The 18,094-nt window shown below is 44.0% G+C and carries 9 protein-coding genes; all 9 read left to right on the top strand.

Translation table 11 applies throughout. From position 1 onward, the window contains the following. Positions 1–176: 176 nt before the first annotated feature. The 9 genes from ABIC84_RS07990 (at position 177) to ABIC84_RS07950 (ending at position 18,093) form a co-directional block, all read left to right on the top strand. Positions 177–1,421 carry an NAD(P)/FAD-dependent oxidoreductase gene (locus tag ABIC84_RS07990; protein WP_426581064.1) on the top strand — a complete coding sequence of 415 codons (1,245 nt, stop codon included), beginning with the start codon at positions 177–179 and terminating at the stop codon, positions 1,419–1,421. Between the two features lie 428 nt (positions 1,422–1,849). After that, positions 1,850–2,752, top strand: coding sequence for an AraC family transcriptional regulator (locus tag ABIC84_RS07985; RefSeq protein ID WP_091162996.1), 903 nt, complete (start codon positions 1,850–1,852; stop codon positions 2,750–2,752). A gap of 39 nt (positions 2,753–2,791) precedes the next feature. Then, complete coding sequence (locus ABIC84_RS07980; RefSeq protein ID WP_429263232.1) at positions 2,792–4,591, top strand: DUF885 family protein; 1,800 nt, start codon at positions 2,792–2,794, stop codon at positions 4,589–4,591. Between the two features lie 72 nt (positions 4,592–4,663). Further along, positions 4,664–6,097: an APC family permease gene (locus ABIC84_RS07975; protein ID WP_429263231.1), complete on the top strand. Its 1,434-nt coding sequence runs from the start codon at positions 4,664–4,666 to the stop codon at positions 6,095–6,097. Positions 6,098–6,123: 26 nt separating this feature from the next. Next, the gene (locus ABIC84_RS07970; RefSeq protein ID WP_429263230.1) at positions 6,124–8,346 is read left to right on the top strand and encodes a putative Ig domain-containing protein; all 2,223 of its coding nucleotides are present in this window, start codon (positions 6,124–6,126) and stop codon (positions 8,344–8,346) included. Positions 8,347–8,542: 196 nt separating this feature from the next. Further along, positions 8,543–10,027: an aldehyde dehydrogenase (NADP(+)) gene (locus tag ABIC84_RS07965; protein ID WP_429263229.1), complete on the top strand. Its 1,485-nt coding sequence runs from the start codon at positions 8,543–8,545 to the stop codon at positions 10,025–10,027. Between the two features lie 90 nt (positions 10,028–10,117). Next, a complete protein-coding gene (locus ABIC84_RS07960; RefSeq protein WP_426581053.1) occupies positions 10,118–11,521 on the top strand; it encodes an aminopeptidase P family protein in 1,404 nt (467 codons plus the stop codon). Positions 11,522–12,198: 677 nt separating this feature from the next. Then, on the top strand, positions 12,199–14,496 hold the full coding sequence (locus ABIC84_RS07955; protein ID WP_426581051.1) for a prolyl oligopeptidase family serine peptidase: 2,298 nt from the start codon (positions 12,199–12,201) through the stop codon (positions 14,494–14,496). Between the two features lie 60 nt (positions 14,497–14,556). Then, positions 14,557–18,093, top strand: coding sequence for a family 43 glycosylhydrolase (locus ABIC84_RS07950; protein ID WP_429263228.1), 3,537 nt, complete (start codon positions 14,557–14,559; stop codon positions 18,091–18,093). The last annotated feature ends 1 nt before the right edge of the window (position 18,094 follow it).

Raw genomic sequence — 18,094 nt, 5'->3', positions numbered from 1 at the left:
ATATGCCAAAGCGTCATTACGAGGAACGAAGCAATCCCCGATTAGCAGGTCCGTCCTGTATAGTTCGGGGATTGCTTCGTTCCTCGCAATGACGTTGGTGTTTAACTCTTTTAATTAATAATTTTCTAAATAAAAGCTTTCGGCTTTTCGCCTTAAGCTTTCAGCTTAAAATAAAAATGGCAAAGGTGCTGATAATAGGAGGTGGGATAGTAGGGCTTAGTTCGGCTTATTATTTACAAAAGGCCGGGCATGAGGTTACTGTGCTTGATAAAGGCGACATGACAGACAGTTGCTCATATGGTAACGCGGGAATGATAGTGCCGAGCCATTTTATTCCGCTGGCAACTCCGGGTATGGTTTCGCAGGGCATTAAGTGGATGTTTAACAGCAAAAGTCCGTTCTACGTAAAGCCATCTTTAAACCCTGAACTGATGTCATGGGGATTAAAATTTTTAAAGAAAGCGAATGCCGCGCACGTTGAAAAATCGGCTGTTCCTTTAACGGAGCTTTCCCTGCTCAGCAAAAAGCTTTATGAAGATCTGAGCAAAGAGCCAGGCTTTGATTTTGACCTGGTTAAAAAAGGTATCCTGATGTTTTACAAAACCGAAAAAGCCGGCGAGGAAGAGGCGCATATGGCCGAAAAGGGCAGGGAATTAGGTTTGGATATGGCCGTGCTTAGTGTTGATGATTGTAAAAAACTGCAACCAAAGCTTGAGCTTGATGTGTTGGGCGCGGTACATTACCGTTGCGATGCCCATCTTTCGCCAAATAAACTGATGGCTGCGTTGATCAAACATCTGAAAGCTGTTGGCGTAAAATTGCTTACCAATAAAGAGGTTACTAAAATTGAAACCAAAGTTGGTAAAGTAAGTAAGGTATTGGCAGGAAATGAAGAATTTACAGCAGATGAATATATTATTGCAGGCGGCTCATGGTCGCCGGCCATTGGCAGATTGTTGGGTTTAAAAATATTGCTGATGCCGGGCAAAGGTTATTCATTTAACGTAAAAGACGATAGCGACACCATGCACATCCCCGCACTGCTGGCCGAAGCCAGGGTTGCCATCACCCCAATGAATGGTGGTTTACGCTATGGTGGTACTATGGAACTTGACAAGATCAACGACCGTATCAACATGAACCGTGTTAAAGGTATTGTTGAATCGGTGCCAAAATACTTTCCTGGTTTAAAACCTGCTGTTCCCGAACAAAAGGACATTTGGTTCGGTTTCCGGCCTTCATCTGCCGATGGATTACCATACATCGGCAGGAGCAAACAATATAGCAACCTTACTGTGGCTACCGGTCATGGTATGATGGGGCTTAGCCTGGGGGCAGCAACCGGATTGCTGGCAAATGAAATTATTTCGGGCAAACCAAGCTCTATCGATATTAAAGAATTTGCCCCTGAAAGATCTTAATTTAAACAATTGATTACCCTTCCGGTTTTGCCGGAAAACGGAACCGCTCATTCACCCCTGATGAGCGGTTTTTTTGCGTTAACAGGAGCTTGTTTTATTACCTGCATCATAAAAAACAGGTTAAAAAATGGGTTTTCTGCGTAAAATGCATAGTTAGTGTAGAATGTACAATAGTTGTATTCTGTACAATTAAAAATATTTTATTCGGCCAAATAGTGGCTGTGGTGCCTATAATTTTGATTTTAATTGTTTATATAACATTTAATTTACTTTCTATTTGTTGGATAAAAAGCGGTTTCTCGGTCAATTTTGGCACCTGTATCAACCATAAATTATCAAATATTGCCCGTATTTTATCCTTTTAACTTCATTTATTAGCAAATTAAGTTAAGTAATTGTAAATTCAACAAGTGATAATCAAGTAGCAGATGAAAGTTTTACAATTTACTATCCCGGTTCCGCACGATAAAAGTGTGATAGCAGAAAAGGTTAGCTTGCCTTACCATTACCCCTACCTGCACCGTCATAAAGAAATTCAGCTTACCTGGATCCAACAGGGTGAGGGGACTTTGATTGCAGGAAATAACATGCATGATTACTCTGCAGGCGATTTGTTTTTAATAGGGGCTAACCTGCCGCATGTGTTTAAAAGTAACCCCGAATACTTTGCGCCCAATGCCAACAAACAAATAGAAGCGCTTACCATATTTTTTAACCCGGAAGGGGCTTTGGCGCCGCTGTTTAATTTACCTGAGTTAAAGCCAAGCCTGATATTTATGCAGCAGCACCAGCAGGGGTTTAAATTGCCGCATTCTGTTGTTGACAAAGTATCGCAGATTATGATCGCGCTGCAAAAGGCTTCAGGTCCCGATCAGCTGATCCAGTTTTTTCATCTGCTCAAAGGGCTTACCAATATCAAGAGCAAGTTGGATCCTTTATCAACATATGGTAACCTGCCGGGCATCACAGAAAACGAGGGGATCAGGATTGGTAATATCTATAACTACATCATGCAGCACTACAGCGAGCCTATTACGCTTGAGGATGTTGCTAAGGTAGCCTATATGACGCCGGAGTCGTTTTGCAGATATTTTAAAAAGCATACCGGTCATACTTTTATTTCGTTCCTGAACGAGATCAGGATCAATGAGGCCTGCAAAAAATTGATCGCACATAAATTTGAAAGCATCAATACGGTAGCTTATAAGTGTGGTTTTAAAAGTATAACCAACTTTAACCGGGTGTTTAAATGCGTAATTGGTAATTCGCCACGCGGCTATCTCGATTCATATAACAACAACCTCATCAGCCTGAACAGGGCTGCAAGCTAATAGCTGCTTTAATTTTCTTACCTCAAACCAAAATATATCGTGCTAATTAATACTAAAACAACCATAAAAGGTTTGGCTTTTTATGCCCTTACTTTTGCTGCTCTGACTGCAAATGCGCAGACAACCCCGGCAAGCAATTTGTATGAACAAACCAGCGAAATTGCCGGTACCATTATCAGATATGGGCAGGATATAAATGCCATTCGCGACTTCTATTCACCCTACAACGTTAATGAGCGCGGTGAAGATCAGTATAAGCAGGATGTGCTTAATTCGCCCGAACAACGTAAAAGATTAACTGAAGTTGATAATGATTATCTGAAACAACTTGATCAAACCGATTTTAACGCCCTGAGTATTTATGGCAAGGTTGATTATATCCTGCTGAAAAAACGCATCAACTTTGATCTGAAAGATCTGAAGAAAGAAGATGACCTGTACAGCCAGGCTGCAAAATACATTTCATTCGCCAATGAGATCTACGCGCTTGAACAAAAACGCCGCCGCGGAACGTTTGTGGATGGCGAAAAGGTTGCAGGCGATCTAAATAAGATCTTGAAAGAACTTAAAGCAGATACGACGGCGTATCATAAACTTCCTTCGGTAGATATGCCTGTAGCAAAAATGACCAAAGCTGCATTAGTGGGCTTAAAAGGTCGTTTAAAGGACTTTTTTGGTTTTTATAATAAATACGATCCATGGTTTACCTGGTGGGTACCTGAGCCGTATAGGGCCGTTGATAATGCGCTGGAAAGGTACAGCGAGTTAGCCATTAGTAAAGGAAAGCTGAACACCAGCCAAAAAAGCGATAGCAGCGGTATCAAAGGCGTACCCATTGGCAGGCAAGAGCTGATTAACCAGCTGCAAGCCGAAATGATCCCTTACACGCCCGAAGAGCTTATCAAGCTTGCCAACAAGGAGTTTGCCTGGTGCGATAAGGAAATGCTGAAAGCATCTCAGGAAATGGGTTTTGGCAGCGACTGGAAGAAAGCCCTCGAAAAAGTAAAGAACAGCTACGTACCGGTAGGCCATCAGCCCGAACTAATTGTTAAATTATATAACGATGCGCTAAGCTTTATCAAAGAGCGCGACTTGATCACGATACCGCCACTGGCCGAAGAAACCTGGGGCATGGTAATGATGTCGCCGCAAAGGCAATTGGTTAACCCGTTTTTTACAGGCGGAAAGGAAATCAGTATCTCGTACCCAACCAATACCATGCAATATGACGACAGACTGATGAGCATGCGCGGCAACAATCCATATTTTTCAAGAGGAACTGTGCAGCATGAATTGATCCCCGGTCATAACCTGCAATATTTTATGAACAGCCGCTACAAAGCCTATCGTCAGGATTTCGGTACCCCATTTGCGGTTGAAGGCTGGGCGTTGTACTGGGAGCTGTTGTTATATGATAAAGGTTTTGCTAAAACCCCCGAAGAACGTGTTGGTATGCTATTCTGGCGCATGCACCGTTGCGCGAGGATCATATTTTCGCTCAACTACCATTTAGGCAACTGGACACCGCAGCAATGTATCGACTTTTTGGTTGACCGTGTGGGACATGAACGTGCCAACGCTGCGGGCGAGGTAAGGCGCTCGTTTGAAGGCGGCTATAGTCCGCTTTACCAGGTAGCCTACCTACTGGGTGGTTTACAGTTGACAGAATTGAGGAAAGAACTGGTTGACAGCGGTAAGATGACTTACAAGCAATTTCATGATGCCACAATTAAAGAAAACCTGATCCCGGTTGAGATGCTTCGTGCAACGTTAACTAACCAGGCATTAACTAAAGATTTTACAACAAGCTGGAAGTTCTACGATTTCGGAGCTAAATAATCACAAAAACTATTAATAAGGTTATCAGCTTTAAGCCTTGTGCCTTTAGCTTTAAGCTTTTATATAAAACATATGGAGAACAGCACTTCTTTTAAGCCTTCGTTGCGGTTAATGGATGCCACCATGCTGGTGGCGGGCAGTATGATAGGTTCCGGTATTTTTATTGTGAGCGCGGATATTACCCGCAATGTGGGCAGTGCAGGCTGGCTGCTATTTGTGTGGCTTATCACCGGTTTTATGACCCTCACTGCTGCCTTAAGTTATGGCGAATTGAGTGCGATGTTCCCAAGGGCGGGCGGCCAGTATGTTTACCTGAAGGAAGCTTACAGTCCGTTAGTTGGTTTTTTATACGGATGGAGTTTTTTCACGGTGATCCAGACGGCTACTATTGCGGCCGTGGGCGTGGCCTTTGCCAAGTTTACAGCTTATCTCATCCCCCAATTGAGTGAAAGCCTTGTTGCTATTGATCTGGGTTTCGTTACCATATCACCGGCGCAACTGCTTTCCATTTTAGTGATCGTATTTTTAACTTATATTAATACCCGGGGTGTTAATAGCGGCAAAATTGTGCAAACTATTTTCACCATGGCCAAGCTGCTGAGCTTGCTGGGTTTAATTGTGTTTGGTCTGTTTTCTTTAAAAGCTTCGGTATGGAACGAGAACTGGAAAAATGCCTGGAGCATGCATAGCCTCAGCGCAAATGGTTCTATTGCTTCGTACACCACCATTGCTGCTCTGGGCGCAATAGCATCGGCCATGGTGGGCTCCATATTCAGCAGCGATTCCTGGAACAACGTTACTTTTATTGCCGGCGAGATCAAAAACCCGAAAAGGAATATCGGTTTAAGTCTGGCGCTGGGTACGTTGATCGTAACGGTGATCTACATTTTAACCAATGTGATGTATACCGGCGTACTTTCCCTGCATGACATTGCCAGTGCCGATAAGGATAGGGTAGGCGTAGTTGCTTCGCAGCATATTTTTGGCAGTTCGGGCACGGTGATCATTGCCTTGCTCATCATGGTATCAACCTTTGGTTGTAATAACGGGCTTATCATGTCGGGAGCGAGGGTTTACTACTCCATGGCTAAAGACAGGCTTTTCTTCAAAAAAGTGGGTACGCTTAATAAAAACTCGGTACCGGGTTTTGGTTTGTGGTTGCAGTGTGTTTTTGCCTGCCTGTGGAGCCTGAGCGGCAAGTACGGTGATTTACTGGATATGATCTCGTTTGTGGTGGTTGTTTTTTACGTGCTTACCATCATCGGGATCTTTATCCTCCGCAAAAAAATGCCCAATGCCGAGCGGCCTTATAAAGCATTTGGCTACCCGGTACTCCCCGTTATTTATATCATCATGGGTATTGCTTTTTGCCTGTTATTGATCAAATATAAGCCTGCTTATACGTACCCTGGCTTAATCATTACTTTAACGGGCATCCCGGTTTACTACCTGATAAGTGGCAGTAAACAACGCAAAAGCGCCGAACTCCCGGTTGAAAGTGTATAGATCAGGAACATTCACTATATCAATTCATGAAAAAGATCTTATCGCTGCTATGGCTTATAACTATTGCCATAGCAGTTCATGCTCAAAACGGAAATTTTATTAAGCTGAGCACTGCAAAGTTCTCTACCGGGAATGATGCCGCCTGGAAAGAAGCCGGCTCCAGCGATACCAATTGGAAAAATATTAAAGTTGGCGACGTATGGCAGGAGCAGGGCTACCCGGATTATCATGGCTTTGCCTGGTACCGCATTCATGTGGTAATTCCATCTTCATTAAAAAAGCAGGCCGTGTGGGCCGATAGCTTGCGGGTATTCCTTGCCCATGTTAACGATGCCGATGAAACTTACTTTAACGGCAAACTGATCGGCAAAACCGGAGCTTTTCCCGAGGATAAGGGCGGTTATGTAAGTAAATGGCCTGCCGTGCGTAATTATTGCGTTGCTGCAAATGACGCGGCTATTAAATGGGACGGAGAAAATATCATAGCCATTAAAGTATATGACGGCGGCGGCTCGGGGGGTATTTTTATGGGAAATCCTTACATTGATATGTTGGAAAAATTTGACGGTATTGTTTTTACCCAAACAGACATTAGCTTTTTACCAAATGCACAGTCGGTACGAAAATTAACTGTAGTCAATAGCTTTAAAACCAATATCACAGGCAAGTTTCACTATAAGATAATCGATGAGGTTACTGAAAAAACAATCGCTGAAAAAACTGTAAATGCAAATCTGCCGTCGTTGGGTAAGGAAACCTATACGCTTACCTTCCCGCATCGTGAAGGCATTAAACTGTTTTACGAGTTTACCGAAGCAGCATCGGGCAAGACCAAAGCCTTTGCCGAAATAGCGCCGTATTTACTTACTCCTAAAGCATCCTTAAAGCCAATGATTAATGGATCTTCGGTTTTAGGCGTTCATCCCAGCTCGCCGGTACTTTATAAAATTGCAGCAAGCGGGCAAAAGCCGTTGAAATATATGGTTAAGAATTTGCCTCAAGGTTTATCGTTGGATGATAAAACGGGAATTATAACCGGTACTGCACCAAAATCAGGAGATTACAAAGTCTCAGTTTCCGTAAGCAATACTTTAGGAAGAAGTGAACGGACACTAACTATTAAATCGGGCAAGTTATTGGCTCTTACCCCACCCATGGGCTGGAACAGCTGGAATTGCTGGGGATTAAATGTGAGCGACGTAAAGGTGAGGCTATCGGCGAAAGCCATGGTTGATAAAGGTCTTACCGATTACGGGTGGAACTCGATTAATGTGGATGATGGCTGGCAGGCGCCTGCAAGAAAGCCAGACGGAGAAATAGCCGCAAATGAAAAATTTCAGGATATGAAAGCCCTTGGTACATACCTTCATCAACAGGGATTAAAGTTTGGTATTTATTCATCGCCAGGTGCTAAAACCTGTGGTGGATACCTGGGCTCGTTAGGGCATGAAGGGCAGGATGCTGCCACCTATTTTAATTGGGGCGTAGATTATCTAAAATACGATCTGTGCAGCTATTCCGACCAAACGGCAGGTGACACAACGCTGTTCGTCCAGCAAAAGCCATACATGGTCATGCGCGATGAACTGGCAAAGCAACCACGGGATATTATTTACAGCATTTGCCAGTACGGTATCAAAGATGTTTGGAAGTGGGGCACAAAAATGAATGGCAACCTATGGCGTACAACCGAGGACATTACCGATACCTGGGAAAGCCTTTACGGCATCGGTTTTAGCCAAACCAATAACGCGGCCTATGCCGGGCCGGGAGGCTGGAACGACCCCGATATGCTTATTTTAGGCAGGGTGGGTTGGGGCGAAAATCTGCACCAAACCAATCTGACCCCTTATGAGCAATATACCCACATGAGCTTATGGAGCCTTTTATCGGCACCCCTGCTTATTGGCTGTGACATGGATAAGCTTGATGAGTTTACCCTCAACCTGTTAAAAAATCGAGAGGTAATTGCCATTGATCAGGATGTGGCAGGCAATCAGGCCGTACGCATGATTAATGATAAGCAAATTCAGGTTTGGGTTAAACAACTGGCAGATGGCAGCAAGGCTATAGGTGTTTTCAATCTTGGTGAAAAATACGCGAAGTATACGCTTGATTTTAAGAAAATCCATATGGGCAAGGTTAAAATAGTGCGGGATCTCTGGCAGCAAAAGGATCTCGCCAAAAATATTACCGCTATATCATGTAATATCCCCGCGCATGGGGTAAGGTTTTATAAATTGATGTAAACAAGACTATTATCTGCTTGTTGAATACCGGACGTCTTGACCGTTTTTTAATCTGTTTTGAGATTGCGATGTGTAAATAAGATAAAATCCTGCTATAACTGGTTAGGAATGTTCAGTGCACATCATAAAAAGGTTAAATATATTTGCTTGCGCAAAATAGTGGCGTAAGCCCTCGTTTTTTACTAAAATATCTGGCATGGCTAACAACTTTAAAGAAGAAAGCACCGAAGAAATAAATATCATCATGCAGCAATCGCAAAGCGCGTTTGAGGCTTACCAAAAAACAAGCGCCGAACAAAAGGCCCTGTTTTTAGAAGCTATTGCTGATGAAATAGAAGCAGTAGGCGACGCCCTGCTGCAAAAAGCATCCGAAGAAACCAACCTCCCGCTACCCCGTTTAACCGGCGAGCGTGCCCGTACCACCGGTCAGCTGCGCATGTTTGCAGGGATGCTGCGCGAAGGCAGCTGGGTTGAGGCGAGTATTGATACCGCCTTACCTGATAGAAAACCATTGCCACGCCCGGATCTCCGAAAAATGCTTGTTCCGCTGGGGCCGGTAGTTGTTTTTGGTGCAAGTAATTTCCCATTCGCTTATTCAACCGCCGGTGGCGATACTGCAAGCGCGCTGGGTGCAGGTTGTTCGGTAGTGGTAAAAGCCCACCCTGCCCATGCCGAAACGTCTGAAATGGTTTACCAGGCTATTAAAAAAGCGATAGCGAGCAGCAATATGCCCAAGCATGTTTTTCAACATGTGCACGGCACTTCGTTTGAAAGCGGTAAAGCATTGGTTCAGGCAGATGATACCGCTGCCGTTGGCTTTACAGGTTCAACTGTTGGCGGACTGGCATTGCTGCAATATTCATCAGAACGCAAAAAGCCTATCCCGGTATTTTCAGAAATGGGCAGCATAAACCCGGTTATATTTTTACCGGATACTCTAAATAAAAATGCCGCCGATCTGGCTGCACAATATGCAGGTTCCATTACTTTAGGTGTTGGTCAGTTTTGTACCAATCCGGGCTTAATGCTTGCTATTGAAGGTGAAGGCCTTGATAATTTTTATAAGTCGTTGGGTAATGGTATCGAAGGTATTAAACCAGCCAAGATGCTGCATGCCGGCATCCATTCTGCTTACGAAAAAAAGAGCCATGCTGCTTTGGAGCAGGAAGGCATAACGAGCGTAGTAAAATCAGCTACTGAAGCTATTGACATTGAGGCTCAGCCAACCATCGCCCTCGTAAGCGCCGAAACTTTCCTTGAAAATCATTTATTGCACGAAGAGGTGTTCGGGCCATATTCATTAATGGTAGTTTGCAAAGATGAGCAGGAACTGATCAAAGTATTAAAATCAGTATCAGGTCAACTCACTACCACTGTAATGGGCACCGATGAGGATTTTGCGGGCCACTCCAACCTATTGCAATTATTGCCGACCATAGCGGGCAGGGTATTGTTTAACGGCGTACCAACAGGTGTTGAAGTTTGTGCCAGTATGGTGCATGGTGGTCCGTTCCCGGCCACTACCGATAGCCGTTTCACTGCCGTAGGTGTCAATGCTGCTAAGCGATGGGTTCGCCCGGTTTGCTACCAAAACTGCCCGGATTCATTATTGCCTTTAGCTTTACAACAGGCCAACCCAACAAATATCTGGCGCTTGTGTGATGGCGAATGGAAGAAATAGTGAGCCGTTAATCATCATCAGATAATCAAATTTAAATTATACTTGCACATGCCGGTTCCTGAACAGAGCCGGCATGTTTAATTTTGCATTATGAAACTTCAACTTTTTGATCAGCAGGTTTACGTACAGCGCCGCAATGTTTTAAAACAAAGCATGGGCGCTAACGGCATCCTCGTTTTGTTAGGAAACGAGGATAGCAGCATGAACTATAAAGACAATACCTACCTGTTTAGGCAGGATAGCAGCTTTTTATATTACTTCGGGCTTGATGTAGCGGGTTTAGCAGCTATCATTGACACCGATACAGGTGAGGAAGTGATATTTGGAAACGACCTTACCATTGATGATATCGTCTGGACAGGTACTTTGCCATCTGTTAGTGAAATGGCCGCGCTGGTTGGCGTTTCTCAAACAAGGCCTTATGCCGATGTAAAGCATTATATCCACAAGGCGGTTACTGGTAGCCGCCCGGTTCATATCCTGCCGCTTTATCGCCCGGAAAATAAAATCAAACTGGCCGATTGGTTAAATACCAGTCTGGAAGATGTGGCTGGTCGCGTTTCATTGCAACTGGTGAAAGCCGTAATAGCCCAAAGGGTGATCAAAACCCCGCTTGAGGTTGCCGAGATAGAGAAAGCCGTATCCATAAGCGTTGACATGGAACTGGCAGTAATGAAATATGCCCGTCCGGGTATCAGGGAGTATGAACTGGTTGCCAAAGCGCATGAAGTGGCCATAGCCAATGATTCACGCTTAGGTTACCCGGCTATCATCACTAAACACGGTCAAACGTTGCATACGCATTACTACGGCAATATCCTGGAAGAGGGCGATATGGTATTAAGCGATATCGGTGCCGAAAACGCCATGCACTACGGTGGAGACTTAACGCGTACCTTCCCGGTAGGCAAGCAGTTCAGTACCCGCCAAAGGGAGTTGTATGATGTGGTTTTAAATTCAATGGATCATGCCATCAGTATGCTGAAACCGGGCGTACGGTACAAAGATGTGCATATACAAGCTTGTCAGAAACTGACCGAGGGCCTGAAAGCGGTAAACCTGATGAAAGGTGATCCTGCAGAGGCTGTTGCTGCCGGGGCACATGCTATGTTTTTTCAATGCGGCTTAGGTCACATGCTGGGTATGGATACCCACGATATGGAAGATTTAGGCGAGCAATACGTTGGCTATACCGATACCTTGAAAAAGGAAACTGCTGTTTTCGGTCTAAAATCATTGAGGTTAGGCCGCGAACTGGAAGCAGGTTATGTGCTTACCGTAGAGCCGGGTATCTATATCATCCCCGAACTGATAGATCGTTGGCAGGCCGAAAAGAAATTCGCTGAGTTTATTAATTACGATGTGTTGAATACCTATCGTGATTTCGGCGGTATCCGTATCGAGGATAACTTTTTAATAACGGATACATGTAGCCAGTTATTAGGTAAATATTTGCCTAAAACACGGGAAGAAATTGAGGCTTTAAGAGGATAGAGAAATCTGCTAATCGGTAAATCTATATCTGTTATTCATTGCCGTTGGTTTTAACCAACGGTGAAAAAGAATAAACGACCCGGGCTTTAGCCCCAAACTCTTCAATTGGATTTTACTAAAGCCTTTTATTTGATTGCTTATGTTCCGTTGGTTAAAACCAACGGCAATGAATACTACCCGCACGGTCAAGCGTCCACGCTTGGTCGTTTGCTTTGATTGAGCGTCTACGCTTAAGTAAAACGTTAAAATAAGTAAGCGTGGACGCTTACCTTAAATTTTAATTCAAGCGAAGGACGCTTGAACTTGCATAAGATTTTTTAAATCCTTTGTTTGTTTAATCTCTTAAGCTGTCGGCCACCCAGCTTCAACTAAGCGGTGGATTTAGGGGTAACCCTGTCTGTTGATTAATAAATTGATTTTCAGATTTTTATAATGTAAAAATCGAATTTTTGTTAACCCTGTTAACCCCCTCGACTGCCTTACCGGCTTTGCCGTGGACGTTTAGTTATTTTATAATTTAAGCGAAGGGCGCTTGAACTTGCAAAAAGGGATTAACCAAACAAATCGGGCCGCATCCGGAAGGTGCGGGCCGATTTGTTAAATGCCTGCTATGATGTGTTAATTTATGGAAATACAAATCGTTTGGTGTTGAGTAACTTTACCTAACACTATAACTTATGACAAGGTACCACCAATATTTACTGTTAACCATTTTTTTAGGGGCTGCAGGTCAATCAGCCGAAGCTCAACAAAAAGCTACTCCATATTACCCCACCCACGCAGAAGTACTGCAAAACTACAAAGCGGCCGATGCGCTTGATTCTGCCTTAAAAAAGATCCCCTATGTTGCCAACGTTAAACCCAATTGGCAGGTGGATGGTAATCAGTTCTGGTACGGCAAAAGAATAGCAGGCAACCAAACCGCTTATGTTTTGGTTGATCCTGAAAAAGGGACTAAGAAAACCATTTTTGAAAGCAGCCAGCTAAGCCCGGAGGTAAGCAAAATAACAGGCAAAACCATAAAGGATAGTAACTTTAAAATTGACGATATGTTTTTTAGCGCTGATAAAAAGCAGGCTACCTTTAAAACAAATAATACCTGGCTTAAGTGCGATCTGAGCACACTGCAATGTAACAAAACTACCGACACCGTACACCAAAGTTATGATAACGAGAAACCGCTGCAGGAGCGCCATTACCGTTGGGAAAATGCTACTACCGATTCTGTATCGCCCGATAAGCAATGGACAGCCTTTGTAAAAGGCGGAAACATTATTGTTAAGTCGTTAAAGAACGCAACTGAAATCAAGTTAACTACTGATGGTAATTTAGATAAACCTTACGGCGAATTGAGCTGGTCGCCGGATAGTAAGCACATTGTCGGCTATCGTATCGACCCAAAAAAAACAAAAGAAGTTTATTACCTGCTCAGTTCGGTGCCGGGGACTACGCGGGCGGTACTGAAATCGCACGAGTATGACCAGCCGGGCGATGAGTTTACCGCGTATCAGCAGTATATATTCAATATCACCGATAAAAGCGCGATAAAAACCGATGCTGAAAAGATAGATTTTTTTGGTGCGCCTCGATTGCATTGGCGCGATGGCGACAGCCGTTATTTTACCTATGAAAAAGCAGATCGGGGCCACCAGCGTTTCAGGGTTATTGAGGTAGATATTACTACCGGCAAAACCCGCAGCATCATTGATGAAAAAACAAATACTTTTATTTATGAACAAAGGATCTACACTTATTATGCCTCGAAAATGCATGAGATTGTGTGGATCACCGAGAAGGACGGATGGCGTCATATTTACCTGGTTGATGAATTGAGCGGCAAAGAAAAGCTGGTAACCAAAGGCGATTGGGTAGTACGTGATATTGACAGCGTTGACGTTAAGAAAAGGCAGATCTGGTTTAAGGGAAGCGGTAAAAATGCAGGTGAAGATCCTTATTTCATGCACTATTACCGCATTGGTTTTGATGGTAAAAACCTTGTTGACCTAACGCCCGAAAAGGGCAACCATAGCCTAAGCTTTTCGCCCGATAGAAAATATTACATCGATACGTATTCGGAAGTTAATATAGCTCCCCGCATTGTGATCAAAAACACTGCCGACCTGAAAACGGTTATGGCGCTTGAACATGCCGATTTGACCGGTCTTTTAGCTGCCGGCGTCAAACTCCCTGAAGTGTTTGTTGCCAAGGCAAGGGATGGAAAGACGGATATCTGGGGCGTGGTATATCGCCCGGCAAATATGGATCCTAACAAAAGCTATCCGGTAATTGAAAACATTTATGCCGGTCCGCAGGATTCATTTGTTCCTAAAAGCTTTTCGGTTGTTAACGAAATGCAAAGTATAGCCCAGCTGGGTTTTATTGTGGTACAAATGGATGGCATGGGTACGGCCAACCGTTCAAAAGCTTTTCATGATGTATGCTGGCACAACCTTGCTGATGCCGGTTTCGCCGACCGTATTTTATGGATGCAGGCGCTTGCGGCAAAGTATCCGCAGGTTGATATCAGCAGGATAGGTGTTTATGGCACTTCAGCAGGTGGGCAAAATTCGGCGGGAGCCTTGTTGTTTCATCCGGAATTTTATAAAGCTGCGGTATCTGCCTGTGGCTGTCACGATAACCGCATTGATAAACAATGGTGGAACGAACAGTGGATGGGCTATCCGGTTGGTCCGCATTACGAGCAGCAATCAAACATAACCAACGCCGGTAAATTACAGGGCGATTTGATGCTAATAGTAGGTGAGGCCGATAACAATGTTCCGCCCGAATCAACTTTCCGTTTTGCAGATGCATTGATCAAAAACAATAAAATGTTTGATCTGCTGGTGGTACCCGGTATGGGGCATAGCGATGGCGGCCCGTATGGTCGTAAAAAGAAACGCGACTTTTTTGTAAAGCACCTGCTTAATGCAGAGCCGCCTGCAAGAAACACCGATGAGTTAGCACATAATTAATTTTGTTGGGTAGGTAACACAATGCGAAAATTTCAGTTAATAGTTTTCTTTTCCTTGTGTATGGCTGTTTTAAACAGTTCTGCACAGCAACAATCAGCAACAGAGCCGGGTAATGGTAATCCTATTATTCCCGGCTACTTTGCCGACCCAACTGTACGCAAGTTTGGCGATACCTACTACATTTATGCTACCACCGATGGCAACGGTGGAGGGCACGGGCCATCGCAGGTTTGGACATCCAAAGATTTTGTGAACTGGACCATGCATGATATGAACTGGCCAACCTCCAATTACTATTGGGCTCCCGATGTAATTAATGGAAACGACGGCAAGTATTACATGTATTACTGCCAGCCGGTTGATATTTATGGAGCTTCGTCAACAAGCCCTACAGGGCCGTGGACGCCCTTACTGCCCGATGGCAAATCAATGATCCCCAATTATTTTATCCCAGGGGTGATTACCCTCGATGGTCAAACCTTTAAAGATGACGACGGCAAGATCTATATGTTTTGGGGTACCTGGGGCATTTACCCCGATCATGGTTGTGGTGTGGGTTTGTTAAACGCAGATATGCACACTTTTGCCAAAACGGTCAAGATTCCCAATACTATTGCTAAAGATTTTTTTGAAGCGCCTTTTATGTTTAAACGTAAGAGCATCTACTACTTTACCTATTCATCCGGTCTTTGTGAGGATTCTACTTATCGGGTACAATACGCCATCAGCAAAACCGGACCAATGGGGCCATTTGAGTTCGGCAAAAACAACCCGGTGCTAAGTACTAATCATGACGGAACTATCCACGGACCGGGCCATGAGTCGGTAGTGCAGGTTGGGGATGATTTTTATATGGTATATCACAGGCATAATAACCCGCACTCTAATGGCGGCTACCACAGGCAGGTTTGTGCGGATAAGATCGTGTTTGATGCAGATGGTAATATTGAAAAGATTGTTCCTACCCATCTTGGCGTCGGGTTATTAGGAAAAAATACCATTAATGTTCCTGATGAGGCTTATCAGAAAAGGGTAACCGCTTCATCTTACTATAACGAAAATTATAAACCGTCATTTGCGATTGATAACAATAACGGCACGCTATGGAAACCGGCTGATAACGGTCGTAGCCCGGCCTGGATCACCATCGATTTAGGTTCGGTAAAAACGGTGCAGCAAGTGTTAACGCAATTTGAATACGCAACCTGGTACTATCAATACCTGGTAGAATCATCGGTAGATGGTAAAACCTGGAAGCCTTTTGCTGATAGAACAAAGAATAAGCAACATGGCTCGCCGATGGTAGATTCAGGAAATGTGCAGGGCCGGTTTATCCGCTTAACAATTACCGGCACAGAATATCCGGGTTTATACAAAGCGATATGGAACGTAAAAGTTTACGGCGAGCGCGTGGTAACCGAAAACGTTGATCCGGCCGATAAAAAAGAAATATCAAAGGCTGCAGTTTCAAACGAGAAAGAGGGTTTATTGGTAAACCTAAACGCTGATAATTTTCAGGCCGGCGAAGCGGTAAGTCAATGGGCAAACAAAGGTGCCTTGAGCGGTAGTTTTACAGCATCAGGTAAACCTCCGGTTATCGATATCATTGCAGGTAAAAAGGCATTGTTGTTTAACGGTACGCAATCGCTCGAATCAACGGTGTCAGTACCCCGTTCACTTGCGGGTAATAACAGTTATACAGTAGCATATGAGGTTTACACCGACCAGATCGAAGACGAAAACCCGGTATTAAGCTGGACAAACGGCGAATCGGATCATCGCACCGCTACTTTTGGCTACGGAAGCAATAAAACAGCCGGTGCCGTACAACATTTTGGCGTTTCTGACTTTCAATACAAAAGCATGCCTGCCGCCGGGAAATGGCACCAGGTAGTGGTTACTTTTGATGGTTCGTTCGAAAAGGTGTTTGTTGACGGTGAACTTAACAATACAGAAAACAAAATGCTTTTCTTACAGCTTGCAGATAAATTCATTATCGGGGCAAAAACAAACCGTTCAGCATATTTTTCAGGTGCTATTTCATCAGTTAAAGTTTATAACAAGCCGGTGGCCGATAGCGTTATTAAACAATGGGCTTTACATCCTGCAAAGTCAGATATCTCCGTTTACCTCGATGCTTCCAAACTAAGTTACGGGCCGCTTCAAAAATGGGCAAATAATGGCGATGCGGGCGGTGCTTTCCTATCCGCTACCGGACAAGCCGCGGTAGTAACTGATATTAAAGGGAAAATAGCCGTTAATTTTAATGATAAAAGCTCACTCGTATTCAAGAACGATCATTCGGTCAATAGCAAAGATGGTTATAGCATAGCTTTAAGTGTTTATCAAAGCACATCTTCCCAAAATGGGGCAATACTAAAATCAAAATCATCCGCAGAACCTTTAGTTAATGCCGGTAAATATTTAAGCGGAGGAAATTGGTATTACGTCATAAAAACTGTTAGCGGCAATGCCGCTAAATTATATGTGGATGGCGTCCTGGTTTCAACAATGTCAAATGCAGATAAGCTTATTGGCGAGCTTTTGCTGGGCGATGGTTTTAATGGTGCAATAGCCAATCTTGTATTCTTTAAACATCGTTTATCATCGACGGAAATTAAACAGTTAAGCCTTGGTTGGAAACAAAACTATCATTCGCCCGTAGCAGGTTCGTTTGCGTTCAAAACTATTCCGAAGGCTGTGACGCCCGGTATGGTTGAAATGGAGGCGCCGGAATATGCCTCGTTAATAAAATCAAATCTTCAGTATGATTTTATTAACGAGGCAGACAGCAGCAAATCAAGCGGTTGGCAGGCCGATCCGCATTATGTGAGTTATGGGCTTGCAGCCGGTAAAAATTATAGCTACTCTTTTAAAGTTAAAGACAATTATGGTAATGTAAGCCCAAAAACCGCGGCATTGCCTGTAAATACGACTTCGTCCTTATTTAATGTTATTGCGGATGGGTTTGCAACTAAACGGAATTTCGTAACCGATGGCACAGCCGGCACTATATGGAATAGTTTAATTAGCGGTGGAGATAAGCCGGATGATAAGGTATTTATAGGAGACGGCGTGCTAACTCTGGAATCAAAAGGTTCGAACTGGGATGGCAACCTGCCTTACGGGCCATTTTTATACAGTAATGTTTCAGATGATTTCGTAGCAGAGGTCGAGGTAACTGACGTCAGTGGCCTTAAAGAAAAAAAGGTAGCAGGCAACAGTGATATGGGCCTGATGGTACGCAAAGCGAAACAACACGGTACGGAAGGGAGCGAAAACCTGATCCAGAACAGCATTTTCCCGGCCTGGAATTGCGGCAATATGCTCACCAATTTTAAAACCGGCGACCGGATGCAAACCAATACCCAAACCGGCTGGAATTATAACCGCTACCTGCAGATCCAAAAATCGGGTGATGTGTTTTACATCAGGAGCAGTAGTGACGGCATACATTGGACTGATCTGCCCGGAAGTCCGGTATTAAGGCCTGATTTAAACGGTGCTGATCTGCAAATCGGCCTTTACCATAGCACCTACGGGCCATACCGTTCATATGTTAAATTCTCTAATTTTAAGCTCATCAGCAGGAAATAAA

The sequence above is a fragment of the Mucilaginibacter sp. 3215 genome (assembly GCF_050433785.1).
In the GTDB taxonomy this organism is placed as follows: domain Bacteria; phylum Bacteroidota; class Bacteroidia; order Sphingobacteriales; family Sphingobacteriaceae; genus Mucilaginibacter.
Note: the sequence above shows the minus strand (reverse complement) of the source record. Positions and strands in the feature narration are given on the sequence as shown.